Below are 23,980 nucleotides of genomic sequence, written 5' to 3'. Positions count from 1 at the left end.
CTGCTTATGGAGAAAAGAGGCTATCATGCACATTTCATTCCGAGGGTTGGTGCTTGTTCCTGTTCTTCTCGTTCTGGCTTCATGCAGTGGACTGGAGACTAAGCTGCCACAGTACCGGATTCAATCGGGTCAGAATCTGACGATTATGACGACCACAGATACACACTACCTGTCCAAGAGCCTGACCGACTATGGCCCGGCCTTCAATCAATTCCTCGCCGCCGGAGACGGCAAGCAGTTAGGCTATAGCGAAGAACTAATTAGTGCACTTGGCAATGATATTGCAATGAGGAAGCCGGATGTGCTTGTTATTAGCGGAGATCTTACCAATAACGGGGAGAAGCGGAGTCATCTGGATTTGGCAAAACATCTGAATACCATAGAACAGAACACCGGAATACAGGTATATGTTATTCCCGGAAATCATGACATTCGAAATCCTTGGGCACGCAAATTCAAGGGCAACCGTCAAATCCATGTGGATGATGTCAATCCGAAGGAATTCCGCAGCCTCTACCACTCCTTCGGATACGGTGAAGCCTTGCTGGAAGATAAAGACTCCCTGAGTTACCTGGCAGCCCCCTCTGATGATCTCTGGCTGCTTATGCTTGACACCAGCCGGTATGCCAATAACAAAGAGCTTGGGCACCCCCAGCTCGATGGAAAAGTATCCTCCACCACATTGCAGTGGATAGGTAAATGCGGGAGGTTGGCGGAAGGTAGCAGGGCACAGATTGTAGCGGTCATGCACCACAGCCTGCTGGATCACAGTGAATATATTCAGGAGGGATTCACTGTGAATGACAATATATCTGTGATCGAAGCGTTGAAAAAGAACGGTATTGCTATTGCACTCAGCGGCCATATCCATATACAGGACATCAGCGAGAATAGCGGAGGCGGCACCCGCATTTATGATATCGCAGATAGCGCCTTATCCGTGTATCCTCACCAGTATGGCATGCTGCAATATTCTTCTGTGAATCATACATTTGACTACAGCACCTTCAAGCTGAATATGGAGCTGTGGGCAGCGTCTTCAGGCAGCAAGGATAATAATCTGCTGCACTTTAGCACCTACAGTAAGCAGAATTTCATCAAGCGTTCCTCTACCCGGATCTATGCTCAGCTCTCGGAGGATGACGCTTATGACAAGTATTCAGAAGAGGAGCTTCAGGTTATGGCGGATCTGGTGGGACGGCTCCATGAAATACATTTTGCCGGTACAGCTAAGACTGACATTCCAGGTGTGGTCACTTCTGACGGCTTCAAGCTGTGGCAGAACGCACCCGCAGGCAGTCTCAAAAGTTATGTGCTTGGAATGGCCAATCTGGCCCCCAAAGACAATCAGCAGCTGCATATCAAGCTTCCATATCGGTACCAGACCATGTTTAAGAATAGATGATTACGTTTAAGATAAGGCTGGTAGGATTTACAAATTCTGCTGTAGCGCTAAGGAGGATGACTATTCAATGTTCAAACGCATGGATGAGATCATGATCGAGATTCCCGAAGTCGAGAAGCCAGACCCTAATGCCGCTGCCGCCGTTCAAGAACTGCTTGGAGGAAAGTTCGGCGAGATGTCTACACTTAACAATTATCTTTATCAATCTTTTAACTTCCGATCCAAAGACAAACTGAAGCCTTTCTACGACTTGGTTATGAGTATTACTGCCGAAGAGCTGGGTCATGTCGAGCTGGTATCACATGCTGTGAATAAATGCCTCAGAGGCTCTACTTCCTATAAGGAGCCTGACTCTACTCCACTGGATGCTGTTAAGGATGCCCGTTTGTCCTACCACTTTCTAGCCGGAGCCCAAGGAGCGATGCCTTTTGACTCTATGGGCAATCCGTGGACCGGAGCCAATGTGTTCAACAGCGGCAACCTGGTGGAAGACCTGCTGCACAACTTCTTCCTGGAGTGCGGAGCAAGAACGCATAAAATGAAGGTCTATGAAATGACCGATCATCCGGCTGCACGCGCCGTCGTTGGTTTCCTGCTTGTTCGCGGCGGTGTCCATGTGGTGGCTTATGCCAAAGCTCTGGAGATTGCAACCGGCGTCAATGTCACCAAGCTCGTACCTATCCCCTCCCTCAGCAATAAGTCTTTCAGTGAGGCGGCCAAATATGAAGAAAAAGGGGTGCACACCAAGCTGTATACATGGAGCGACAAGGACTTCAGCTCCATTGATCAGATCTGGAAAGGCACCCATCCGGAGGACGGACTTCCGCTGGAGGTCATTCAGGGTGTGCCGAAAGGCGTACCTATCCCTGAAGCACCTGAATCCAAGGAAGAGTTCGCACCGGGTATCTCTGCTGAGGAATTCAAGGAAATCGCCAAACGGCTCAAGATGGCTGGCAATATTAAGGAATAACTTACATTACTGATTAAACCAGAAAAAGCGGAACCCTGCTACTAAGGGCTCCGCTTTTTTTCTGTGTACACGATTAACCATATCCCCCTACTCATTTCGGTAGATCTCCATGATCTTGCGGTTTCAATAAAAGCACTGTAGATGCGGCTTCACGACCGTTCACCAACAGCGTTAGAGTGTGCTCTCCCGCATAGTGGCGGCGGGTGGTCAGATCTGCCCAACGGTGGGTCCTTTTGCCAGTCAGCCTGGTGCCGCCAGGAACCGTTTTGTCGGAGAGCAGGAACAGCTTACGCGAGGTCTTGCCCCCGGCCTTCACGAAATCAATACCGTATTCTACTCGTATATGGGCCGCTTCTCCCTCACGGATGTCAAGGGCATACGCCAGCTCACAGCTGTCGCCTATGTGCAGTTCCGCTGGTTCAACTGACAGGAAGGCGCTGACGGCAAGAGGAGTCTCGTTCTCCTGGCTTGCATATCCAAAGAGGGCCATAATCTCAGGGTCCGCTTGGCGGATCAGTGTACGGCAGCCGTGGCGCACGATCCAGTCCGTGTGCGCACTCACTCCTTTCCAGCGCCGTGCGATATCAATCACGACCGCGGGATGGTCCTTGGCAATGTCATTCAAATGGTTCGCAACGCTCTTGCGCACATACAATGATGGGTCATCCTTCAATTGCTCGAGCACCGGCAATACCGGTGACGGGTCACGCTTGAACATGGGCAACGCCTGACCCCAGGGAAGACGGGGCCGGCTGCCCTCGCTGGACAGCCGCCGTACATGCTCATTAGGATGCCTCGTCCATTGCAGCATCTGCACCATCACTCGCTTCGGGTCACGCAGAAGAAATGGACGAACGGCGAATTCCGCTGAAGATTTGGGCGTAAAGCGCTCCAGCGCTGTCATGGATAGCTCAAAGTGTTCATCACTGCCTCCATACACCTCGACGAAATCGGGAAAGATCAGATAAGGGAAACCCACACATTCTTTATCTATCGCAAACAGAATTTCGAGGGCTTCTTCATACCGGAGGGGCAAAAATGTACCCATCGTCTCCGTGATCCGCCGCATCCGGCCTTTAAGCTCCAGCGTCTCCCAAGGGTCCCGCATTGCTGTTGTGACAAAACCCTCAAGGTCAAAATCGCTGTATACATTCTGCACCTTCGAGCCGAAGTTTCGCAGAAATCCCTCATTGTACATTGCTTTTAAAGGTTCTGCCATTGTTGTCTCCTCCTGCCGGTTCTCTACCGCATTTTCCTTTTCAATATAGCTAGGAAATCGTAACACAACTAACCGGACAGCTTTATGTCATATTCGCTTTGCAGACTTATATAATGCTTCGACCCCGTGCTGTTTCTGGCTCAGTCTACCTGGTGTGATTATCTCATCTTTCAGCTCTTTCATTCACTATTAATGTGCTTTTGCAGTCCCAGCCAGCCCGTTTCCTGTCTCATTGTCCTCTTCCTCCAGAAAAGGAGACACCGTCCACAACGAAGCCATCTCGATTACATCCTCTTCATTAGGCACTCGCCCGCTTCCGGAAAATACTAGATTATTAGCTGTCTCTTCTTCCGTAATTTCGCCCTCATCCATAAGCGTGTCACCGGATTCCCCGACATACCCGTAAGCCCGGATTATCTTTCCCTGCATACCCTTAATCCAAGCATGATATTCGACAACACGATGTGTTCCAAAGTAATAGGCCTCACCAAATTGGGCGCTTAGCCGTTTAACCACTTCTTTAGGATTATCCTCACCAGGCACACCCAAATCTGCCATGTGAGAATTAACCACCAGGGTCCAACCTTTGACCGGAGGTGAGAAAAAATAATAACCAGTATAGGCGCCCGCAATCCCCGTCTGCCAATTCGCCGTTTGCAGATCTTCTAGTCCGAACGATTGGGCCACCGCCTCCGTATCCGTTGTTTTAACCGCATACCACTGGCATTTATAGCCGAAGCTCACTGGATGATCAGGTCTTGCATCAAAATCCATATGCTCAGGAATGTTTATCAGCCTGTTGATCTCCTGCTCTGCCTGCTGCTGTACTACTCCAGATGAAAGGATATCCCGCCTTACCGAGCGTAAAGAGACAACAGCAAGAACAAGGACAATCAAGATAGTTGCTACAACCACAAGATTCCTCATACTGTCGCTACCAGCCCGTCTGCTCCCGCAACCACAACACCACCGCTTTTCAAATCCACAATGCGGCTTCTTGTGTCGGCCTTGGAAATGTATAGCGGTTGGCCGTTTGCATCTATACAGTAGGAAATAGGAATAGACACTCCACAGTTCCGGTAAGAGCCATCAGCATGACTGGTTCCGACGATAGGACATTTATATCTCAGTGCAATTCGTGCGGCTTCTTCTGTCCACAAGGCAAACTGTTCCTCACTGAACATCCCCACTCCAATCGGATGGGCTATGAAATCCAGAGATTCGGCTTGCCCCGCAAGCCCGCTCAGACCCTGCAAAATCTCCACACACAGCAGATAACCGATCTGAATCCCTAAGGCGTCAACCACGGAAGGAGCATACAGCCCCCCTTGCATCGGAGACTTCGCCCTTTCGAGCAGAATCTCTCCGCCGGGACCGATCATTAACGCCCGGTCCTTGTTATTCTCATCTTTATAGCTGGTAATTATCAGCTTGCTGTACTGCCTGGCAAGAGTGCGAAGGGTCTGAACACCGTCCTGATCCGTCACATATCCTTCGGGGTAGAGTACTGCATCGTAATGCGCGGACCACTGCCGCAATTCTTCATGCAACTTCAACAAACCAGCTTCGTGGACTGGCTGAGAGACCAGCAATCTCATCTTCATTCCTCCATAAAATTTGCTCCTACCTGCCAGAAATTCTTCAGTTCAATAACGCTTCCACTTCATCGATGCCCCTCTTCGCTCTGCTGTTCAGCCCCCGTTTATCTTTGAGACCCAGGTGCTCCAGCTCATGGCCTGGATCGGCCACCAGCGGCTGCCCGGCGACGGATTGCAGCAGCTCTGCGGCAGCCCGGCAGGCGCTGAACAGTTGCTCGCGGGACAATACTTTTTTATGGGAGCGGATAATGCCAACCAAGTTTTCGGCGAACAGCAGCCTGACAATACTGTCTGCGCTCATTAGATTACGTGAAGCGAACGCAACGGTCTTTTCCACGATTACAGGATTCGGATATTGCTTGGAAAGTGCTTCGAGCGCAGCCACCGCCTCCCAGTCGCGGATCGACAGCTGCTGCAGATATCCTGCAGTCAGATCTTCTGCCCATAGCTGTTCTGTTTCTTTGCCGACTTCGAACTGCTTGTACTGCTGCAGCACACCTTCACGGTGCATTTGTATAGGGCTACCCAGATAACGGGTGAACAGCTCCCTGGCTTGTTCGGTGTTATTTTCCATGCTGTTACCACCTATTCTTGTCATTCATCCAGAGGAACGTAATGCTTCAGATTCTTCTCCGTGACTCCTTGGTCCAAGCCTTTCCGGCAAATCTCGCAGCTGAATTGTACCACCCCGTCGTGTGCAAAATAAGTATACTCTACCTCAGGCTCATCTCTAAACCTGACACGCACAGCAAACGGAGGTGCCTTTATGGTCCATTCCCCTTTTACCGAAGCGATTTCATCCCGGGCATAGCCCATTTCTTCAGTCAGGTAGGTTATCACCCTGTGGGCATAGACAATGGTGCCGACCCTTACATAAACTATGGGAGTCAGCACGAGGAGCAGTCCCAAAACGGTCAGTGAAATGACAAGTGTCTTTATTGCAGCGCTCAACCATTTCTTCCTCCTTCATTTGAAAACCAAGCGTTACTTTCACAAATATTGCAATTTAAATCTTGTTTTCAAAATGCTAAGGCTGTCGTATTATAGATAAAAAGCTTTTGGCAGCAGGCCGCGCTAAAGCGAACGAACGGAGGAATGTCCCCATGCCACAGACACTTGTTAAAAATGTTGATTTTTTTGTCGCCGCACTGTCGCAGACCTATGTGTCCGCGTTACAGCTGGATCCTGACGGGATGTATTCCCAGGTCGGTATCGGAATCGTAGAGAAATTTGCCGAAGACTACGTGCGCCTCAAAAGATTTGACGGCAGTGTATCCCATTATGACCGGGAAATCACCAAATTCCAGCATAACAAAGCCTAACCCCAATTTATTACATTTGACCCCAATCATAAAGCCCTGTTTTCTTCAATTGAAAAGCTCAGCTCCCTCTATTCCTGGTTCAGATCTGCCCATATGGTTTACTCGTTACATAAGACGGGCCTTATGGACATACCCTAACTTCAGAAGCATGGAAAGGAATGAGAAGCATGAGTGACAAAGAGAAATTCGAAGACAAACGAACCCCCGGTTTTGTTCAGATTCCTGATGCTAGCAGACCCGGAAAGCCGGCATCTACAGACAACCTGGAGACAATCGTCGGAGGCATTATGGATAATGTGCAAGAGACGCTTACTGGAGATTCTCCCAAGGAATCCAGTAAGAAGGATACACTCAAGGACGAGTAAATTTTTACTGAAAAAGCGGACACATGGCAGGGAGCATGTGTCCGCTTTTATTGAGTATACAGGCCCCGCGGCAAGTGTGATCAGCCCTGCATCTGCTTCAGCTCGTAGAATGCACCCCGGCAGCTCATCAGTTCTTCGAACGTGCCGACCTCGGCCACCTGACCATCCTTCATCACCACAATGCGGTCTGCATCCCGGATGGTTGACAGCCTGTGGGCCACGATAAAGGTGGTCCGTCCACGGATCAGCTCCCGCATTGCTTTTTGTACAATGAATTCGGAGATGTTGTCCAAGGCCGATGTCGCCTCATCCAGCAGAATAATCTCGGGATCACGGATCATTGCCCGGGCGATGGCAATCCGCTGACGTTGCCCGCCGGATAATTTGCCGCCATGCTCACCAATCAGCGTATCCAAACCTTGCGGCATCTGGGCAATAACATCCTCCAGATTGGCCATACGCACCACTTCCAGCAGCCGCTCTTCCGGAACATCAGTAAGACCAAAGGTGATATTGCTGCGGATGGTGCCAGAGAAGAGCAAGGTGCTCTGGGGAACCACCGCGAGCTTTTGCCGGTACATCCGCATCTCCAGCTCATCCATCGGATGCCCATCTACCAGAATTCTTCCGCCAGTCGGCCGGTAAAAGCCAACAACCAGATTAAGCACCGTAGATTTGCCTGCTCCCGACTCCCCTACTAAGGCAATGCACTCTCCAGCCTGTACGTTCAGACTGAAATCTTTCAGTACATGCTTATCCGAATCCTTGTAATGAAACTGCACACTTTTGAATTCATACGTCCCCTGAAAGGAAGTCACTTCTGTATTTCCCTGGTACTCCTCAACCTGGGTGGAGGTCAGAACCTCCGCGATAGAATGCATTGACTCGAAGCCCCGGGCAAATTGCGGATACACGGCCAGCAGACTGTTGATCGAAGCGAGTATCGTGGAGAAAAAGCCCTGATACATCACAACATCACCGACCTGAATCGTTCCTCTGTAAGCCAGAATGCAAGTAAACCCGAGGCACATCAGCTGAAACAAAGTGAACACCACCCAGCTGGACGCTCCGAACAAAGCTTCCGTAATATCCAGGCGGTATCCCTTGCCCTTCAGCTCCGACAGCGTCAGATCCACCTTGCAGATCTCCACCTCTTCCAGTCCATGCGCCCGGATCACGGGAATCATCTCCACCGTCTCCGCTACCTGACCGGACATGCTCTCGATCTGGCGGCGGAATTCGCGGTTCCGGCTGCGGATTTTCCCGCGAAAAAAGGTAATCAGCAGCACTCCGAACGGAATCACCAGTACAAAAAACAAAGTGACCTGCAGGCTTTTGAAGGCGGTAATCGTAATCGCAATCAGTACATTCGTCACCGCAGGCATGAAGGAATACATCATTTGCTTGGACAGCGTCTCAATGGCCTCCACATCACGAAGAACCTTGGACTGAAGACGTCCGGCTCTCAGATCACTGTGGTAGGTCATCGACAAATGCTGAAGCTTGCGGATCAGCGTCCCCCGGAGCCCTGCTTCCACTTGGCGTGAGGATCTGCTCATAAAGCTCACATGAATATAAGCAGAAGGGATATTTTGCAGAATCACAACAGCGACAATGATCATATCCATCCATAACCAGTGCAAACTTCCGTTCTTGCTGCTGCTAAGGTGATTGATGATATCGGCAGTAATGACGGGGATGACCCAGGTCGGTGCATGCTTAAAAATATAGAACAACAAGGAGACCAGCAGATTCAGCCGCATCCCGCTGTACAGCCTCAGCAGCATATGAAAAGGCCGCTCCTGCTGCATCCCGCCCTCCATGAACAGGGCTTCGAAGTCGGGTAAAGTCTCTGCTGTCCTAACCATGGATTCCCTCCCTCTTCCAAAAATCCGTGCCGGCAAAAATCTGAGATTTACCCGGTGCCTTCACATTTACATCAGGCAACCGTGCCCAAGCTGCACGCTGCTTCCGCAAGGGATCATCACCCGCCAAGCCATATTCGCAGTAACGGACTGTCCCTTCATGACGCGGATTGTTCCAGTTATCCCAGCCCCGGGGATCGATATGTCCGCCGTAGCGGCAATTCACCAGTTCAGTCCGGGCGAACCCGCGCCAAGGCCGTCCGAGGTAGACTCCAGTAACGCCCGGATCAGCCGTTAAGAAGCACTCACTGAAAATATAACCGTATTCCTGCCCCTCAGGCGTGGATGCCGCCGTTATATATCCTTCACCCTGGCCGTAATGCGGCAGACTGCGGATTTCACAATGTTCAAAATAGGCCGCCGCTCCGCCAAAAATAAAATCCACTGTTCCCTCAATATAGCAATGGGTATAGAGCTGGCGGCAGCGTTCGTGGCGCTCCTTCAAGGGGATGCCTCCGAAGGGTTTTCCATCCTTCGTAGCTGGAGGTAGCGGTCCCGTAAACAGGGTATCCTGATAACCCTTAAATGTGCAGTTACGGAAGACCGTCTCATCACAATGGGCGTATACCGCCACTGCCTGCCCAATGTCTGTTCCCTGCCCGGCCGTATTGGCAACCGTCAGATTCTCCACCACCAAGCGGCTTCCCCCGAGAAAAAGCGTCGGAGTGGCAAAGGTGGTAATCTCTTCTCCTGCAGCGTCCAGTTCCTTGGCATACCGGTTCATGGTTATTTCCACGTCTCCTATACCAATAATCCGCAAATGGGAACGGTATATTCTTACCGCCTCCTCATATACACCTGACAAAATATACAGCGTCTGTTCTTCATCCTCCGGCTGAGATTCCAACGCGTGTACAGCTTCCTGAATGGTATGAAAATCGCAGAAATCTTCTTTTCCTACCAGCATCTATTCTTCCTCCTTATCAATCGGCTTCGTTGACAGGCCCGGCACATAAACGCGCATGGACTCGTGTTCTCCCTAGACCTCAAGGAAAGCGCATTCAGAAATACTGGAGCGATCGCCCACCCTCAATGCCCGGCTATGGGCAAGCAAATAGATTATAGCGCCAGATGCGGTAAACTGCCATAAAAATTTTAACGTGTGCATTTTAATAATTCCTTGACTTGACCGTGTGTAGATCGTACACTGAAATCGTTAACAATTCTATTTACCCGGAGAGATATTATGATCACCATCAAAGACATTGCACGTGTCGCCGGCGTCTCCCATACCACCGTTTCCCGAGCGCTGAACGGCAGCCCGCTGATCAAGAAAGTCACCCGGGACAAAATCGAAAAAATCGCTGCAGAAATGAACTATGTGCCCAATTACAGCGCCAAGAGCCTGGTGACCAAAAGATCCTTCACCATCGGTCTATTCTTCTCCAGCATTGAGCAGGGGACCTCGGCCAGCTTCCTGGTCGATGCGATCAAAGGAATCAGCCACATCCTGGATGAGAACTTCAACCTGACGGTCAACGGCATTGACGGCGTACACAACTTCGGGAATATTCAGCCGCAGCGCTTCGATGGCATTCTGGTCATGAGCCAGAGCGATGAGGATAATGCCTTCATCTATCATGTGAAGAAGATGGGGATTCCACTGGTCGTGCTGAACCGCCAGCTTGAAGATCCCGGCATTATGAACGTGGTGGCCAACGACCGTGAAGGCGTGAAGGAAGCCATTGACTATTCTGTCCGGCAAGGACACCAGAAATTCGCCATTATCGAAGGCAAACCTGGATTCAAATCATCGAGCGAGCGCAAACAGGGTTTCATGGACAGCTTGATCGCCAATCGCCTTCCGCTGAACTCGAATTATTTTGCGGCTGGTGACTATAGCATCGAGAGCGGCTATGCGGCTATGACTACTCTGCTCCTGCTAGAAGATCCGCCGACAGCGGTGTTCTGCTCCAATGACGACATGGCAATTGGTGCGATGAACGCCTGCTACGCTCACAAGGCCGATATTCCAGGGCAGATTTCTCTCATTGGATTCGATGATATTATGTTCTCCCGGTACACGAATCCAGCCCTCACTACGGTCCGCAAACCCATTACAGAGATCAGCGAGCTCGGCACCAAAATGCTGGTCCAGCTGCTTCAGCAGCCGGAGACAAAACCCCAGCAGCTATTCGTGAAGACTGCGTTAGTCACCCGCCAGACTGTTGCTGAACTGCAGTAGTCATGAACCGTTAAGCAGGGGCGGTAACAAGCAAGATTCCATGTGCAGCCAGCTGGCAGAGCGGTTCAAGAGTGACTCTATTGAAGTGGAAAAAAGTAGAACTAAATGCTATGACAGAGGGTCCGCAGATCTCGCTGTTCGCTGTTATGGATCCTCCGCCAAAGCATGCAATTCCCAGCTACATCCGGTTAAAAAAAGAGACTCTCTTTTTTTAAATAAAATGTTCACGTGTGCATCATTCCAATACATTATAAAGGAGAGTATTGAACACTTATGACACAGCGTTTATCCAGAACCACGCATCCCGGTCTGCCGCAATATCCGGAACGGATGATCCAATTTGGGGAAGGGAATTTCATGCGGGCTTTTGTAGACTGGCAGCTGCTGCAGATGAACAAACAAGGCCTGTTTAACGGAAGTGCTGCAGTTGTTGTGCCTATCGGAGAGGGACTTGGCGGACTTATGGCCGAACAGGATAATCTCTACACGGTACTGCTGAACGGCATCATGCAGCAGCAGCCTGTCAATTCGCACGAGATTATCACCACCGTCAGCCGGGTGATCAATCCGTACAGCGATTATGAGGCATATCTGGCTCTGGCCGAGAATGATGAAATCGAATTCATTACCTCCAATACAACAGAAGCAGGCATCGCCTATCACGCTGGAGACAAGTTGGAGGATGCGCCGCCTGCAAGTTTCCCTGCCAAGCTGACCGCTCTGCTGCACCGGCGGTTTGAGCTCGGCAAAAAGGGCTTCGTGATCATCCCCTGCGAGCTGATTGACCGCAATGGCGAAAAGCTGGAGCAAATTGTGCGGCAATACGCCGCGGAGTGGAATCTGGGTGAAGCCTTCCTGCAGTGGCTCAGTGCAGAGAACACCTTCTGCTGCAGTCTGGTGGACCGCATTGTCCCAGGTTATCCACGCGATAAGGCGACAGAGCTGGAAACGGAGCTTGGGTACGCCGACAAGCTGATGGTAACCGCAGAGCCGTTCCTGTTCTGGGTTATTGAAGGCCCTTCATGGCTCTCTGAACGGCTGCCGCTGGCCAAAGCCGGGCTTAATGTAATCGTTACAGACGACATGACGCACTACCGTGAACGGAAGGTTCATCTTCTAAATGGCCCGCATACGGCTATGGTTCCCCTTGCCATGATGGCCGGGCTCGAAACCGTCGAAGATGTGATGAACGATGACATGTTCTACCGCTATGTGCGCGGGCTTTTGGATGAGGAGCTTATTCCTATGCTTGATCTTCCTGAAGAGGAGTTGCTCTCTTACGCAGATGCCGTGCTTGAGCGGTTCAAGAATCCTTTCATCCGCCATGAGCTGGCTTCGATATCTCTGAACAGCATCTCCAAATTCAAGACCCGCCTCCTTCCTGTGCTCCTTCGGTATCAGCAGGAACGCAGCCAGTTGCCGCCGCTGATTACCCTTGCCTTCGCCGCGCTGCTGCTCAGCTACAGGGGAGACCGCGTGAAGCGTCAGGACAGTGCTGAAGTGCTGGCGGTATTCGATCAGGCCTGGAGCACCCCTTCCACATTCACCGCAACGATTCTTAAGGATGACAGCCTGTGGGGCCAGGATCTGACTCTGATAGCGGGCCTGACCGAGGCAGTTGAAGCCCAGCTGCACCAGCTCCAAAGCTCTGACATCCGTGACGCACTGCTGCAGATGATAAGTACTGAAGCCTGATTATCCATTCCCTTTAGGAGGAACACCATGAAACATCTAATGAAAATGAATCCCCGTGATACGGTAGCCGTAGCGTTGCGCCCGATTACTTCTGGTGAAGAGATCTCTTTTGAAGGACTCTACCTGAAGGCTGCCCAGGATATTCCGCAGGGCCACAAAATTGCCTTAACCGACTTCGCCGAGAACGATGTTATTACTAAATACGGCTACCCTATCGGGCATGCGATCGAAGCGATCCGGACAGGTGACTGGATTCATACGCATAATATCAAGACCAATCTGTCGGGAGAAGAAGAATATGAATATCAGCCCGAACTGCACCCAGTTATTTATCCAAAACGTGATCTGACCTTTCAGGGCTACCGCCGGGCAAACGGCAAAGTGGGTATCCGTAATGATCTGTTCATCATTCCCACAGTCGGCTGTGTGAACGGCATTGCCGAACAGATGCTGCAGGAATTCAAGACAGAACATCCGGATCTGGGCGGCTTTGATAATTTTACCGTTCTGAAGCACCCTTACGGCTGCTCTCAGCTGGGCGATGACCACCGCATGACCCGCAGCATCCTGCTGGATGCCGTGAATCACCCAAATGCCGGGGGCGTGTTAGTCTTTGGTCTCGGATGTGAGAACAATATTGTCTCCGAGTTCCGCAGCATGCTGGGCGACTATGACAAGAGCCGGGTCAAATTCCTCGTTGCCCAGGAGGTGGGCGACGAGGTGGAGGCAGGCCTCCTATTGCTCGAAGAGCTGTACGAGGCGGCCAAAAATGATGTCCGTGAGCCGGTTCCGCTCAGCGAGCTGAACATCGGGCTGAAATGCGGCGGCTCCGACGGATTCTCCGGCATTACCGCCAATCCGCTGCTTGGCGCCTTCTCGGATTTCATCATCTCTCAGGGCGGAACCTCCGTACTGACTGAGGTCCCAGAAATGTTCGGCGCCGAGAAAATGCTCATGGCCCGTGCGGAGAACCGCGAGGTCTATGAGGATATCGTCTCCCTGATTAACAATTTCAAGCAGTATTTCCTCTCTTACGGGGAACCAGTGTATGAGAATCCCTCCCCCGGCAACAAGGCTGGCGGAATCAGTACGCTGGAAGATAAATCGCTGGGCTGCACCCAGAAGGCCGGCAGCTCGCCTGTTGTGGACGTGCTGGATTACGGCGTGAAGCTGCGCCGCAAAGGCCTAAGTCTTCTGCAGGCTCCGGGCAACGATCTGGTGGCTGCCTCCGCCCTTGCCGCATCGGACTGCCAGCTCGTACTCTTCACAACCGGCCGGGGAACACCGTTCGGCAGCTTTGTGCCGACAGTCAAGGTGGCGACTAATAATGATCTTTTCGCCAAAAAAGGTCACTGGATGGACTTCAATGCCGGACCGTTGCTGGAACGCCCGATGGCTGAGGTGTTGGAGGAATTTATCGCTTATATCATCGATGTGGCGAGCGGCCAAAAAACGCGCAACGAGCAGAATGAAGTACGCGAGCTGGCGATTTTCAAAACCGGAGTTACGCTATAAATCCTATCCTAATCCAATCCAAGCAAAGGGAGAATCTTAATGTTTTTAAATGACGATTTTCTATTGACCAGCGATACGGCGCGTAAGCTCTTCCATAATCATGCCAAAACCATGCCGATTATCGATTACCACTGCCACCTTGATCCGAAGGAGATCTATGAAGATAAGGCGTTCCGCAACCTGACCGAAGCCTGGCTGGCCGGAGATCATTACAAATGGCGGCTTATGCGGGCCAACGGAATTCCAGAATCTCATATTACCGGGGATGCTTCGGATTATGACAAGTTCCTGGCCTGGGCCCGGACGCTTCCAAAAGCAATCGGCAACCCGCTATACAGCTGGACCCATCTGGAATTGCGCCGATTCTTCGGGATTAATGAACTGCTGAACGAAGCTTCCGCTCCTGCCATCTGGGAGGAAGTGAACCGCAAGCTGGCTGAACCTGCCTTTACCCGGCGGAGTCTGATCCGGAATTCGAATGTCAAAATCATCTGCACTACGGATGACCCGGCAGATTCGCTGGAATATCACCGGCTGCTGAAGGAGTCGGAGCAAGACTTTCAGGTCTTCCCGACCTTCCGTCCCGACAAAGCGCTGAATATTGATGCCGAAGGATTCCCGGCTTGGCTGGCCCGGCTGGAAGCAGCAGCCGGAGCTCCGGTAGCCACCTATAACTCACTGGTCGAAGCGTTGCGGAACCGTGTGGACTTTTTCCATGATAATGGCTGCCGGTTGTCTGACCATGCACTCGACGTGCTGCGTTATCAAGCCGCTGGTGATGCCTCACAGCTGGAGCGGATTTTCACCAAACGTATCGAAGGTGCGGTGTTGTCGCAAGAAGAGATCACTATCTACCGCACAGAGCTTCTATCGGCACTGATCGGAATGTACCATGACCACAATTGGACCATGCAGCTTCACCTGCACGCCTTCCGCAACAATAACACACCGATGTTCAACCGCCTGGGACCGGATACGGGCTACGATGGAATTAACGATCTTTCTTTGGCTGAGGCCCTCTCGAAGTTGCTGGACCGGGCCGAATGCGGCAAGGGATTACCGAAGACCATCCTTTATTCGCTGAATCCGGGAGACTACCCGGTCCTGCTGGCTCTAATGGGCTGCTATCAAAAAGACACCGCTGGCAAGCTTCAGCTTGGCTCCGGCTGGTGGTACAACGATACCCGCGACGGGATGCGCCGCCAATTGACCCTGCTTGCCGACAACAGCCTGTTGGGTAATTTCGTCGGCATGCTGACCGACTCGCGCAGCTTTCTGTCTTACACGCGCCACGAGTATTTCCGGCGTGTCCTTTGCGAGCTGCTGGGAGAACTGGCAGAGCGCGGTGAAGCACCGGATGATCAGGCGCTGCTGGGACAGCTGGTAGAAGGAATCTCCTACAGCAATGCCGCAGGATACTTCGGTTTCGATGCACGCAGTGCTGTACACTCTTGAATCCGGAAGGAAAGTCTATGATGCCTACGCTGTATATTGCAGGTGATTCTACCGCCGCTCAGAAAAGCGGAGGTGAGAAACCGATGACAGGCTGGGGGGAATTCTTTCACGTACATTTTGGCCCTGAGATTACTGTAGACAACCGTGCGGTGAACGGGCGAAGTACCCGCTCTTTTCTGGCAGAAGGCCGGCTGGAGGATATCGGCAAGGACTTCCGGTCCGGCGACTATCTGCTAATCCAATTCGGACATAATGATCAGAAGATGGAAGACCCCGCCCGCTACACCGATCCCGAAACCGAATACCGCCAGAATCTGCTCACGTTCATTGATTTTGCCCGCAGCCGCGGCGGATACCCTGTTCTGCTAACCTCGGTCAGCCGCCGCCGGTTTACCTCAGGCGGCGAGCCCGATCCGCTGGCCGTCGGGCTGTACCCGGAAGCGATGCGCGAGGTTGCGGCACAGACCGGTACACCGCTGCTTGATATCTTCGCTTCCTCCCAGCAGCTATACCGCGTGCTGGGAGAAGAAGGCTCGCGGCAGCTATTCATGCATCTGCCCGCGAACGCTCATCCGAACTATCCGGAGGGTGTCACGGATGACACGCACTTCTCCAAAGAAGGCGCTGCCCGTGTGGCTGAACGGGTCGCCGAGGCGATCCGGCAGTCCCCAGAGCTGACTGCCTTGGGTGTATATCTGCGGCGGCCGGGGCTTAAGACGGCTGAGGCCAGTTCCCTGTTATAAGTCTCGCAGCGGACATAGAAGGGTTTTATGTAACCCCAAGCCGCAAGCGGACAGCTTGCGGCTTGGGGTTCTACAATTTACGGAGAGCTTGCAAAATTACGTCGTACTGCGTAAAGAAAATAAAGTATTTGACTGGGCGCTGCATTAATCTAACGGGAGAAGAGTTGAATTGAAGTCTACGTATCGGCTCAGCTGAAAGCATTGCAAAAAACAGGGGACAGACTGCCTTGTGGGCAGCTGCCCCCTGTTTCTTTACCTTTTGCTAATTCCAAATCTAACGGTGGCTTATTGGCGTTCCTTGCGCTCCGTTCGAAACAGCTTCCCATGTTTCCCAAGTGGCTAAACGATCAGCATAGACTCCGCGCACCAAAGGCAAGACCCCTGCGCCGACCGCAAACCGCAGAGGTGGGTCCTCGGCGTCAATGATTTGGAGAATCGCTTCGACCGTCGCATTCGGATCGCCTCGTTCTTCTGTCGATAAACTAACGGACACCCGATTTCGAAGTTCAGCGTAGACTTCCAATCCCTGTGATGTCTTCATGGACAGAGGACTTCCAAAGTCAGTTGCAAAGGCGCCCAGCTCGAGCAACGTGACCTTAATGCCGAAGCTTTTAACCTCTTGAGCGAGGCTATCGTGCAATGCTTCGACTGCCCATTTGGACGCGCAATAGAAGCCGATGAGCGGCACCGCAACAAGCCCCATGCCACTTGAGACACCGAGAATGTGCCCGCTGCCCTGTAGTCGAAGCAGAGGCAGGGCTGCTTGGATGACACGAAGCGTACCAAAGTAATTGGTGTCAAATAGTTCGCGGATGTCGGATTCGTCAGCCTCCTCAGTCGTGCCAACCAGTGTGTAACCAGCATTATTCAGGACGACGTCCAACCTGCCGAAATGCGCATGAGCCTGCTGAACGGCATGCCCGACCTGCTGGGAATCTGTTACATCGAGCGCTAGGGGGAGAACAGCGTCTCCAAAACGTTCCTTAAGATCGGCGATGCTTTCCGGTGTTCGAGCGGTCGCGGCAACCTTATCCCCGCGGGAGAGTGCAGCCTCCGCCCAAATGCGCCCTAATCCGCGAGAGGCTCCTGTAATGAACCAGACTTTGTTTTCCATAGTATTCTCCTCCAATACAGTTCCTGTGTGTAGTATTTTTAAAGTTTCTATTTTCTCTTTTGTTCTTCTATAATGTTACGGCTTAGCAGCTTGATACGGAATATCAAATAAGTTAGCATGGTATTAACTTATGGTTTATGCAAAAGGAGGAGTCTGCCTGAATGATTGAGCAACTGAAGACGTTTGTTCAAGTGGTGGAGTCCGGAAGCTTTTCTAAGGCAGCCGAAAAGCTTTTTATTTCTTCAACAGCTGTGATGAAACAAATGAATTTATTGGAGGAGCAAACCGGAATCCCACTTTTTATCCGTACCAACCACGGTGTCAGCCTCACAAAGGCAGGAACAGCTTTTATCAAAGATGCGGAATATATGCTGCAGTATTTTCAAGAATCTCTTATCCGCATGCATCACTCCGCACAGGCCAATCGGTATATTATTCGGGTGGGTACTTCTATGCTTAACCCCTGTAAGATTTTGATTGATTTGTGGAATGGAATTAGCGACCTACACCCTCAATTCGGCATAAACATCGTTCATTTCGAAGACGCACATACTCTACCAACCACTTACCACATGATTGGCCAATCGCTCGATATCATTGCGGGGCCATTTCTTACAGATAACCTGAAGAATTACTACCGTGTGCATGAACTGGGGAGTTACCGTGTTTGTTTTGCCGTATCCCGGCAACACAGGCTGGCTTCAAGAAAAACACTTTTTGTCAAAGATTTGTATGGGGAAAGATTGGCTCTAGTGAATGGTGGGAATAGTGCCGTCATTCATGACATACGTGATTTCCTGAAAATGAAACATCCTCAAATACAAATTAAGGATGTTCCGCGTCTCTATGATCTTGATGTGTTTAATCGCTGCGAGGAAAGTAATACGGTAATGCTGACATTGGAGGCTTGGGCAGATATCCATCCATCCTTGGTGACGATCCCTGGTGATTTAGATTTCGCAGTTCCATATGGTTTAATATTTCCATTACATCCATCCAAGGAAGTCGGTCAATTCTTAGAAATCATAAAAGAAATGTAAGGTATTGTTTAACTAAGGTATTAACGGAGAACATAAGTTTAATAACAGCGGCAGTCTAATACTTTGTTTAATAATAAGCAGGAGGGTATATCATGACTGCACCGCTTCATCTGGGCATACGCGCCCATGACTTTGGCCAACTGCCTCTGACAGAGCAGACCGCCAAGCTCGGGCAGCACCATTTCACACACATTCAGTTCGCTGTACACAAATCGTTCCCGGAGAGTGTTCCCTCGCTATCCAGTCTGAGTCCCGGTACCGCTGCCTTTTATGGCGATGCCTTCAGGCAGGCTGGAATACGTATTGCCGTGCTCGGCTGCTACGTCAATATCGTCGATCCCGACCCCGCCCGTAGAACATTGGCCCTTGATGCATTTAGTACCCAGCTCCGGCTGGCCCGGGATTTCGGTGCCAGTCTGGTCGGAACGGAAACCGGAAGTGTGGGCAGAGGATACACACCGGCTAATTTTACGGAGGAAGCCTTTCAGCAGGTTGTAACTTCTGTGAAGGCCATGGTAGAGGAAGCCGAACACTTCGGGGTAACCGTGGGCATTGAAGCGGGGATCAATCACCCGATCCATACTGCACAGCTTGCACGGCGTCTGCTCACATTGGTTCCTTCTAATAATCTGCAGATTATACTCGATTGCGCCAATCTGATGACCGTGGACAATTACCAGCAGCAGGATACTGTAATAGCAGAAGCGTTGGAGCTGCTCGGCGACCGTATTGCCGTCATCCACTTGAAGGATTTCACCGTCAGGGACGGTCAGATCGTGATTCTGCCTGCCGGCCAAGGCCTGCTGAACTTTGCTCCGCTGCTCCATTACATGAAATATAAGCGGCCGCATATTCAGGGAATCCTGGAAAGCACGCCTGAGGAATATGTGCAGGAGAGCACGGATTTTCTACGGAGGCTGTATGACGAAGTATGAACGGAGAAATAAACCTCAATAGAAAATAGCCAGCAGCTACATTATCCTTAGGCAAAAACACACGCCAAAACGGGCATTCCTCTCACCTTGCCATGAGAAGAATGCCCGTTTTTATTGTCCGTGTGACGAACTAAGAGTGATTACTCTCCTATATTAACCAGAGAATTTTACAATATAGGTGTTAATTTCGTACGGCTTCAATTCACTTGTAATCGTCTGGCCAACGTAAGCTTCGCCCAGCGGGCGCTCCATCAGATCACATACCTGCCAGGAATGAAGCGGATAATCACTGCTGAGCGTTACGGTGCTCCGGGTGCCTGTATACTCATGCAGGCGGACGATGAAGCCGTCGCCATTCTCCGCCATTTTGACAGCATCGACGGCGATCCCTGCGGTGTCTGTCTTGATCAGCGATTTACCGGCTCCGGCTGAATAACCGCCTTTAACTACACGCAGCGGATTGTTCAGTGACCAGGCCTCCTCCACAGTGGCTGCCGCTGCCCAGTCCCCTTTATGCGGCAACAGGGCGTAGGTGAACCGGTGTTCTCCCTGATCCGCCTGCCAGTCAGGATCGGTTGCCGATTTGATCAATGACAGCCGCATTACATGATCCTTGATGTCGTAGCCGTATTTGCAGTCGTTCAGAAGGCTTACTCCATAACCCCGCTCCGACAAATCGGCCCACTGATGGCCCACACTTTCGAACCGTGCATAATCCCAGCTTGTATTCCAGTGGGTAGGCCGCTTTACGTTGCCGAACTGAATGTCATATGTGGCTTCTGTAGCCCGCACGGCAACCGGAAAAGCGGTCTTCAGCAGCTGATGCTGCTCATGCCAGTCCACCCGTGTCTCGAAATCGATCCGTGCACTTCTGCTGTACACTTTTACCCTCTGTACGATAGAAGAGTCCATATACTTCCAGGTGAATTCCAGCACCGCGGCAAGCCTTCCGCACTCGATCAGCTCGACGGAGCGGAGATCGGTGACCACCCGCATTTTTTCCTGGTAAAAAAGATCAATGTCCCAGGCATCGAACATCTTCGGCTTATCCTCAAAGACCTGAAGAACATTACCGTTCTCACCCGGAGCCAGCACCTCCCGCTGTTCCCGGAGATCGAAGATCCGGCTCAATTGCCCGGCCCCGTTCCACTCCAATACATAAAACGGCGTCGTGAGCCGCGAATCCTCCCATTCGAAAGGAAACGGAAGCTCAGGAATAAAGGCTGCCCCTTCCCGTGCGCTGCTCTTTCCTCCAACAGAATCAGCAGAGTTCGCTGCTTCCACAGGCCGTGAAGTGATAACTATACTGCCTAGCATGGGAACAGACGGAACTTCCACCAGCCATTCATCCCCTGTGCGCTGGAATGCTAGCTTTTGACCATCCGCAGTACTCCACACCACATCTCCTACTGCTTCATAAGGAATAGCTGCCAGCTCTGTCCGTTCGAAGAAGGCTCCATTAAATACCGTGTACTCCGATGCCAGCTGTGAACCGGACCATCCGGTCAGCTCTTCTGCCGCAGCATCCGCCGCTCCGCGGCCAATGCGTTCCGCTTCTGCATATTCCAGCCGGGAGTCCTCATATACCTCATGGATGGAGGAGCCGGGAATAATATCGTGGAACTGATTGCGGAGGATGGTATGCCAGCCTTCCAGCAGCGGCTTTGCAGGGTAGCTGCTGAAGCTGCCTTTTTCCACAGCGAGCAGTACCTGCAGCCACTCCGCTTCGCGGTACAGCAGCTCCAGCTTCCGGTTCATCCGTTTGTTGTAGGCCTGACTCGTATACGTTCCCCGGTGATATTCCAGGTACAGCTCACCGTCCCAGGTATGCACATATTGGTCGGTACTGCGGATGGTTTCATTCAGGCGCTCAAAATACTCATCTGCCCGGCCCGTCCGGACTGCGGGAATCCCCGGCATTGTATCAAGCCGACGGCGCATTTCCAGCATTTCGCGGTTTACTCCCCCGCCCCCATCACCGTATCCATAAGAGAGCAGTAGCTCGCGATTCATATTCTTGTCCCGGTACTGATCCCAGATTCCCTGAACGGAGAAGGGTTCAATTAGTCCGTTGTAAGTGTAATACCAGGCGCCGGAGTCAGGTCCTTCAGGTGTGGTAATGAAGTGAGTCAGCACTTCACTGCCGTCAATGCCTCTCCAGCGAAAGGTGTCATGGGGCATCCGGTTATATTGGTTCCAGCTGATTTTGGTGGTCATAAATGTGTCAATTCCCGATTTCCGCAAAATCTGCGGCAGCGCCCAGCTGTAGCCAAAGACATCCGGCAGCCATAAATATTTGCAGTCCACACCGAACTCCTCCCGGAAAAACTTCGTCCCGTACAGAATTTGGCGCACCAGCGACTCTCCACTGGTCAAGTTGCAGTCCGCTTCCAGCCACATCGCACCCCCGGCTTCCCAGCGCCCTTCTTCAACCCGCTTGCGGATTTCGTCATAGATTTCCGGGTAATCTTCCTTGATGTACGCGTATAGCTGAGGCTGTGTCTGCAAAAATATATATTCCGGGTACTGCTTCATCAGCCGGAGTACGGTCGAAAAGGAACGTGCCGCTTTTTCCCGGGTATGGGTAAGCCGCCACAACCAAGCTACGTCGATATGGGTGTGGCCGATTGCGGTTACAGTTACCGGATGCTTAGACTCAAGCCGTGCCAGCTGCTCCAGAAGAAGTGATTCTGCCTCCTGAACGGAAATGTAAAAGTCTGTGCTGCCCGGTTTGGACCAGTCCAGCCTGTTGAATGCCCGGTTAAGCGCCATCAGCAGCTCCTGCTTCTCCGGCTGATTGTCCGCAAGCTGCTTGTAGGTCGAGAGTGCGGCACGGCCGGTATAGTACAAATTATCGGCCGCCTCATCCAGCCAGGCCAGCTCTGCCCGTATCATCCGGTGTTCCTGGGGAACAGGGCGTCCTCCGCCTTCCAGCCCTGACCATAAGCGGAAAGTGAAATCCAGTGTTCGCCCGGCCGCATCTTCCTCCAGAAAAACCTCCTGATGGTTGGAATCCACACCCTGATACGGCTTGCCGTCAATATATAGCAGCGACTCAAAGCCGCTATTGTTGCCCCCTCCGGTACGGCCGAAGTCAAAAATGCCAACCACACGTTTCCCATTCCACCCGGCAGGCACCTCCACGATCCGCTGCAGCCAAATGTACACATCGCGCCCAGTCCAGTAATCCCCGTGCTGAAGCTTGCTGTCTCCTTCCAGCCGGGGAGGGTACATTCCGTTTGCTCCATCCGTATCCTCCACTGCAAGCCAATCATCCAGCTTGGCAATCTCACGGTAACGGTAACCTTCCAGCTCCCGCAGCCGTGCAGCCAGCTTCTCTTCCGTCCAAAACATGATCCCAGCCTCCTTGTATAACACGTGTTATATTCAAACAAAAACGGCTGTCCCCCTTATCAAAGGACGATAACCGTTACTTACGCGCTTTCGCCTGCCCTTAATACCGCAGGAAGCCATACTTTTTCATCCTGCGCTGAGGCCGTCCCGGCTTCAATAAGACTGAGCACACGGCTGACCGCTTCTTCCCCCATGCCTACGTAGGGGATTTCCACACAGCTTAAAGCCGGCAGGCTCAGACGATGGCCCTGGATCGTATTGTCTGCCGCCATCACCCGCAGCTCTTCACCGATGTGAAGGCCCAGCTTATGGGCGGCCCGGTACAAATCCGGGATGCCGCTTGACCAGTTCACCAGAAGCGGAGGCATTGGCTTGCCAATCTCTGACAGCTTCAGAAGCCATTCCTCCCAATCCACCCGCCCATCCAGCTCGGGAAGCCGGAACCAAAACGGGCTCATGCCCCGTTCACTGCACCAGCTGCTATAGGCCTCCCGGCGTGTTCGTTCCGCCCAACTGCGGATGCCGTTATGGTAGACTTCGGCATACACCGGAGCCAGCAGCTGCGGAGTTCCAGGCCGCAGCAAATACTCCAGAGCCAGCTCCACACTGCCCTTGTAATCGGCCAGCACAGAGCATACCCCTTCCGCCTCGGCATAGCCCTCCACGGAAACATACGGAACCCCCGCCTCGTTAACCTTGGCGGCCCAGGCCTCATCGCGGTAGCTGGTATCATCCAGCGTCACGATGCCGTCGATCTTCCGCTGGTGGTAGAGATCCACCAGCTCATCCCTTGCCTCGCCGTCCGGCCTGTGGCCCGGCGAGCAGAGCAGAATGTGATAGCCATGCGCTTCACATTCCTTCTGCATGCCTTCCAGCAGCCGCATGAACAGCGGATGACGTGTATCACCGAACGCAGCCAGACTCATGCTGCGGCCCGTCTTCATGCTGCGCGCCTGGGCGTCTACATGGTAGTTCAATTCGCGGATCGCCGCCAGCACATTCTCACGGGTCTCTGCGCTTACGCCAATGCCCGGCGTATCATTCAGCACCGCAGAGACTACACTGCGGGATACTCCGGCCAGCTTGGCAACGTCGTGGCTGGTTACTCTTTTTTTGCCCATATCAGCACCTCGGCAAGAG

General features: G+C 52.1%; 21 protein-coding genes. 11 read left to right on the top strand and 10 right to left on the bottom strand.

Features of this window, described 5'->3' with window-relative positions; all coding sequences use genetic code 11:
* Positions 1 to 25: 25 nt before the first annotated feature.
* Together ACAN54_RS24710 and ACAN54_RS24705 are read left to right on the top strand one after the other, a co-directional pair.
* Complete coding sequence (locus tag ACAN54_RS24710; RefSeq protein ID WP_379161720.1) at positions 26 to 1,405, top strand: metallophosphoesterase; 1,380 nt, start codon at positions 26 to 28, stop codon at positions 1,403 to 1,405.
* A 67-nt stretch (positions 1,406 to 1,472) separates the two neighbouring features.
* On the top strand, positions 1,473 to 2,375 hold the full coding sequence (locus ACAN54_RS24705) for a manganese catalase family protein (RefSeq protein ID WP_379161717.1): 903 nt from the start codon (positions 1,473 to 1,475) through the stop codon (positions 2,373 to 2,375).
* 91 nt (positions 2,376 to 2,466) lie between these two features.
* Here ACAN54_RS24705 and ACAN54_RS24700 read toward each other — a convergent pair whose 3' ends face one another.
* From ACAN54_RS24700 to ACAN54_RS24680, 5 genes are all read right to left on the bottom strand, one after another.
* A complete protein-coding gene (locus tag ACAN54_RS24700) occupies positions 2,467 to 3,594 on the bottom strand; it encodes a DNA alkylation repair protein (RefSeq protein WP_379161715.1) in 1,128 nt (375 codons plus the stop codon).
* A 189-nt stretch (positions 3,595 to 3,783) separates the two neighbouring features.
* A complete protein-coding gene (locus ACAN54_RS24695; protein ID WP_379161712.1) occupies positions 3,784 to 4,509 on the bottom strand; it encodes a hypothetical protein in 726 nt (241 codons plus the stop codon).
* Between the two features lie 8 nt (positions 4,510 to 4,517).
* Positions 4,518 to 5,192 carry a hypothetical protein gene (locus ACAN54_RS24690; protein ID WP_379161709.1) on the bottom strand — a complete coding sequence of 225 codons (675 nt, stop codon included), beginning with the start codon at positions 5,190 to 5,192 and terminating at the stop codon, positions 4,518 to 4,520.
* A gap of 43 nt (positions 5,193 to 5,235) precedes the next feature.
* Entirely contained in the window at positions 5,236 to 5,766 is a 531-nt protein-coding gene (locus ACAN54_RS24685) for a hypothetical protein (RefSeq protein WP_379161706.1), read from the bottom strand.
* Positions 5,767 to 5,786: 20 nt separating this feature from the next.
* Positions 5,787 to 6,143 (bottom strand): DUF3139 domain-containing protein, encoded by a 357-nt coding sequence (locus tag ACAN54_RS24680; RefSeq protein ID WP_379161703.1) that lies wholly within the window; start codon positions 6,141 to 6,143, stop codon positions 5,787 to 5,789.
* A gap of 152 nt (positions 6,144 to 6,295) precedes the next feature.
* Between ACAN54_RS24680 and ACAN54_RS24675 the strand changes: the two genes are divergently transcribed.
* The gene (locus tag ACAN54_RS24675; RefSeq protein ID WP_020428986.1) at positions 6,296 to 6,514 is read left to right on the top strand and encodes a hypothetical protein; all 219 of its coding nucleotides are present in this window, start codon (positions 6,296 to 6,298) and stop codon (positions 6,512 to 6,514) included.
* Between the two features lie 167 nt (positions 6,515 to 6,681).
* A complete protein-coding gene (locus ACAN54_RS24670; protein ID WP_379161700.1) occupies positions 6,682 to 6,879 on the top strand; it encodes a hypothetical protein in 198 nt (65 codons plus the stop codon).
* Positions 6,880 to 6,959: 80 nt separating this feature from the next.
* On the opposite strand, the gene ACAN54_RS24665 is transcribed toward ACAN54_RS24670, so the two are convergent.
* A complete protein-coding gene (locus ACAN54_RS24665; protein WP_379161698.1) occupies positions 6,960 to 8,747 on the bottom strand; it encodes an ABC transporter ATP-binding protein in 1,788 nt (595 codons plus the stop codon).
* Positions 8,740 to 9,711, bottom strand: a complete 972-nt coding sequence (locus ACAN54_RS24660) for a pectinesterase family protein (protein ID WP_379161696.1) — start codon at positions 9,709 to 9,711, stop codon at positions 8,740 to 8,742. The genes ACAN54_RS24665 and ACAN54_RS24660 overlap by 8 nt, the downstream gene beginning before the upstream one ends.
* Positions 9,712 to 9,990: 279 nt before the next feature.
* Between ACAN54_RS24660 and ACAN54_RS24655 the strand changes: the two genes are divergently transcribed.
* The 5 genes from ACAN54_RS24655 (at position 9,991) to ACAN54_RS24635 (ending at position 16,397) form a co-directional block, all read left to right on the top strand.
* Positions 9,991 to 10,989 (top strand): LacI family DNA-binding transcriptional regulator, encoded by a 999-nt coding sequence (locus ACAN54_RS24655; RefSeq protein WP_379161695.1) that lies wholly within the window; start codon positions 9,991 to 9,993, stop codon positions 10,987 to 10,989.
* 273 nt (positions 10,990 to 11,262) lie between these two features.
* Positions 11,263 to 12,684, top strand: coding sequence for a tagaturonate reductase (locus tag ACAN54_RS24650; RefSeq protein ID WP_379161693.1), 1,422 nt, complete (start codon positions 11,263 to 11,265; stop codon positions 12,682 to 12,684).
* A 27-nt stretch (positions 12,685 to 12,711) separates the two neighbouring features.
* Positions 12,712 to 14,199, top strand: coding sequence for a UxaA family hydrolase (locus ACAN54_RS24645; RefSeq protein ID WP_379161691.1), 1,488 nt, complete (start codon positions 12,712 to 12,714; stop codon positions 14,197 to 14,199).
* Between the two features lie 39 nt (positions 14,200 to 14,238).
* Entirely contained in the window at positions 14,239 to 15,654 is a 1,416-nt protein-coding gene (uxaC, locus tag ACAN54_RS24640; RefSeq protein ID WP_379161689.1) for a glucuronate isomerase, read from the top strand.
* A gap of 17 nt (positions 15,655 to 15,671) precedes the next feature.
* Complete coding sequence (locus tag ACAN54_RS24635; RefSeq protein WP_379161687.1) at positions 15,672 to 16,397, top strand: rhamnogalacturonan acetylesterase; 726 nt, start codon at positions 15,672 to 15,674, stop codon at positions 16,395 to 16,397.
* 274 nt (positions 16,398 to 16,671) lie between these two features.
* Here the strand turns inward: ACAN54_RS24635 and ACAN54_RS24630 are convergent, their stop codons facing one another.
* Positions 16,672 to 17,511 carry an SDR family NAD(P)-dependent oxidoreductase gene (locus tag ACAN54_RS24630; RefSeq protein ID WP_379161685.1) on the bottom strand — a complete coding sequence of 280 codons (840 nt, stop codon included), beginning with the start codon at positions 17,509 to 17,511 and terminating at the stop codon, positions 16,672 to 16,674.
* A 161-nt stretch (positions 17,512 to 17,672) separates the two neighbouring features.
* Between ACAN54_RS24630 and ACAN54_RS24625 the strand changes: the two genes are divergently transcribed.
* Positions 17,673 to 18,551: a LysR family transcriptional regulator gene (locus ACAN54_RS24625; protein ID WP_379161683.1), complete on the top strand. Its 879-nt coding sequence runs from the start codon at positions 17,673 to 17,675 to the stop codon at positions 18,549 to 18,551.
* 92 nt (positions 18,552 to 18,643) lie between these two features.
* Positions 18,644 to 19,486, top strand: coding sequence for a sugar phosphate isomerase/epimerase family protein (locus tag ACAN54_RS24620; protein ID WP_379161681.1), 843 nt, complete (start codon positions 18,644 to 18,646; stop codon positions 19,484 to 19,486).
* A gap of 153 nt (positions 19,487 to 19,639) precedes the next feature.
* Here ACAN54_RS24620 and ACAN54_RS24615 read toward each other — a convergent pair whose 3' ends face one another.
* The gene (locus ACAN54_RS24615; RefSeq protein WP_379161679.1) at positions 19,640 to 22,840 is read right to left on the bottom strand and encodes an alpha-mannosidase; all 3,201 of its coding nucleotides are present in this window, start codon (positions 22,838 to 22,840) and stop codon (positions 19,640 to 19,642) included.
* A gap of 80 nt (positions 22,841 to 22,920) precedes the next feature.
* On the bottom strand, positions 22,921 to 23,961 hold the full coding sequence (locus ACAN54_RS24610) for a LacI family DNA-binding transcriptional regulator (protein WP_379161677.1): 1,041 nt from the start codon (positions 23,959 to 23,961) through the stop codon (positions 22,921 to 22,923).
* Positions 23,962 to 23,980 lie beyond the last annotated feature (19 nt).

The sequence above is a fragment of the Paenibacillus diazotrophicus genome (genome assembly GCF_042610465.1).
Note: the sequence above shows the minus strand (reverse complement) of the source record. Positions and strands in the feature narration are given on the sequence as shown.

What these genes read in the sequence shown, in the direction of transcription:
- ACAN54_RS24710 (WP_379161720.1), top strand. Translation starts at nt 26, where the DNA reads ATGCACATTTCATTCCGAGGGTTGGTGCTTGTTCCTGTTCTTCTCGTT.
- ACAN54_RS24705 (WP_379161717.1), top strand. Translation starts at nt 1,473, where the DNA reads ATGTTCAAACGCATGGATGAGATCATGATCGAGATTCCCGAAGTCGAG.
- ACAN54_RS24700 (WP_379161715.1), bottom strand. Translation starts at nt 3,594, where the DNA reads ATGGCAGAACCTTTAAAAGCAATGTACAATGAGGGATTTCTGCGAAAC.
- ACAN54_RS24690 (WP_379161709.1), bottom strand. Translation starts at nt 5,192, where the DNA reads ATGAGATTGCTGGTCTCTCAGCCAGTCCACGAAGCTGGTTTGTTGAAG.
- ACAN54_RS24685 (WP_379161706.1), bottom strand. Translation starts at nt 5,766, where the DNA reads ATGGAAAATAACACCGAACAAGCCAGGGAGCTGTTCACCCGTTATCTG.
- ACAN54_RS24675 (WP_020428986.1), top strand. Translation starts at nt 6,296, where the DNA reads ATGCCACAGACACTTGTTAAAAATGTTGATTTTTTTGTCGCCGCACTG.
- ACAN54_RS24670 (WP_379161700.1), top strand. Translation starts at nt 6,682, where the DNA reads ATGAGTGACAAAGAGAAATTCGAAGACAAACGAACCCCCGGTTTTGTT.
- ACAN54_RS24665 (WP_379161698.1), bottom strand. Translation starts at nt 8,747, where the DNA reads ATGGTTAGGACAGCAGAGACTTTACCCGACTTCGAAGCCCTGTTCATG.
- ACAN54_RS24660 (WP_379161696.1), bottom strand. Translation starts at nt 9,711, where the DNA reads ATGCTGGTAGGAAAAGAAGATTTCTGCGATTTTCATACCATTCAGGAA.
- ACAN54_RS24655 (WP_379161695.1), top strand. Translation starts at nt 9,991, where the DNA reads ATGATCACCATCAAAGACATTGCACGTGTCGCCGGCGTCTCCCATACC.
- ACAN54_RS24650 (WP_379161693.1), top strand. Translation starts at nt 11,263, where the DNA reads ATGACACAGCGTTTATCCAGAACCACGCATCCCGGTCTGCCGCAATAT.
- ACAN54_RS24645 (WP_379161691.1), top strand. Translation starts at nt 12,712, where the DNA reads ATGAAACATCTAATGAAAATGAATCCCCGTGATACGGTAGCCGTAGCG.
- uxaC (WP_379161689.1), top strand. Translation starts at nt 14,239, where the DNA reads ATGTTTTTAAATGACGATTTTCTATTGACCAGCGATACGGCGCGTAAG.
- ACAN54_RS24635 (WP_379161687.1), top strand. Translation starts at nt 15,672, where the DNA reads ATGATGCCTACGCTGTATATTGCAGGTGATTCTACCGCCGCTCAGAAA.
- ACAN54_RS24630 (WP_379161685.1), bottom strand. Translation starts at nt 17,511, where the DNA reads ATGGAAAACAAAGTCTGGTTCATTACAGGAGCCTCTCGCGGATTAGGG.
- ACAN54_RS24625 (WP_379161683.1), top strand. Translation starts at nt 17,673, where the DNA reads ATGATTGAGCAACTGAAGACGTTTGTTCAAGTGGTGGAGTCCGGAAGC.
- ACAN54_RS24620 (WP_379161681.1), top strand. Translation starts at nt 18,644, where the DNA reads ATGACTGCACCGCTTCATCTGGGCATACGCGCCCATGACTTTGGCCAA.
- ACAN54_RS24615 (WP_379161679.1), bottom strand. Translation starts at nt 22,840, where the DNA reads ATGTTTTGGACGGAAGAGAAGCTGGCTGCACGGCTGCGGGAGCTGGAA.
- ACAN54_RS24610 (WP_379161677.1), bottom strand. Translation starts at nt 23,961, where the DNA reads ATGGGCAAAAAAAGAGTAACCAGCCACGACGTTGCCAAGCTGGCCGGA.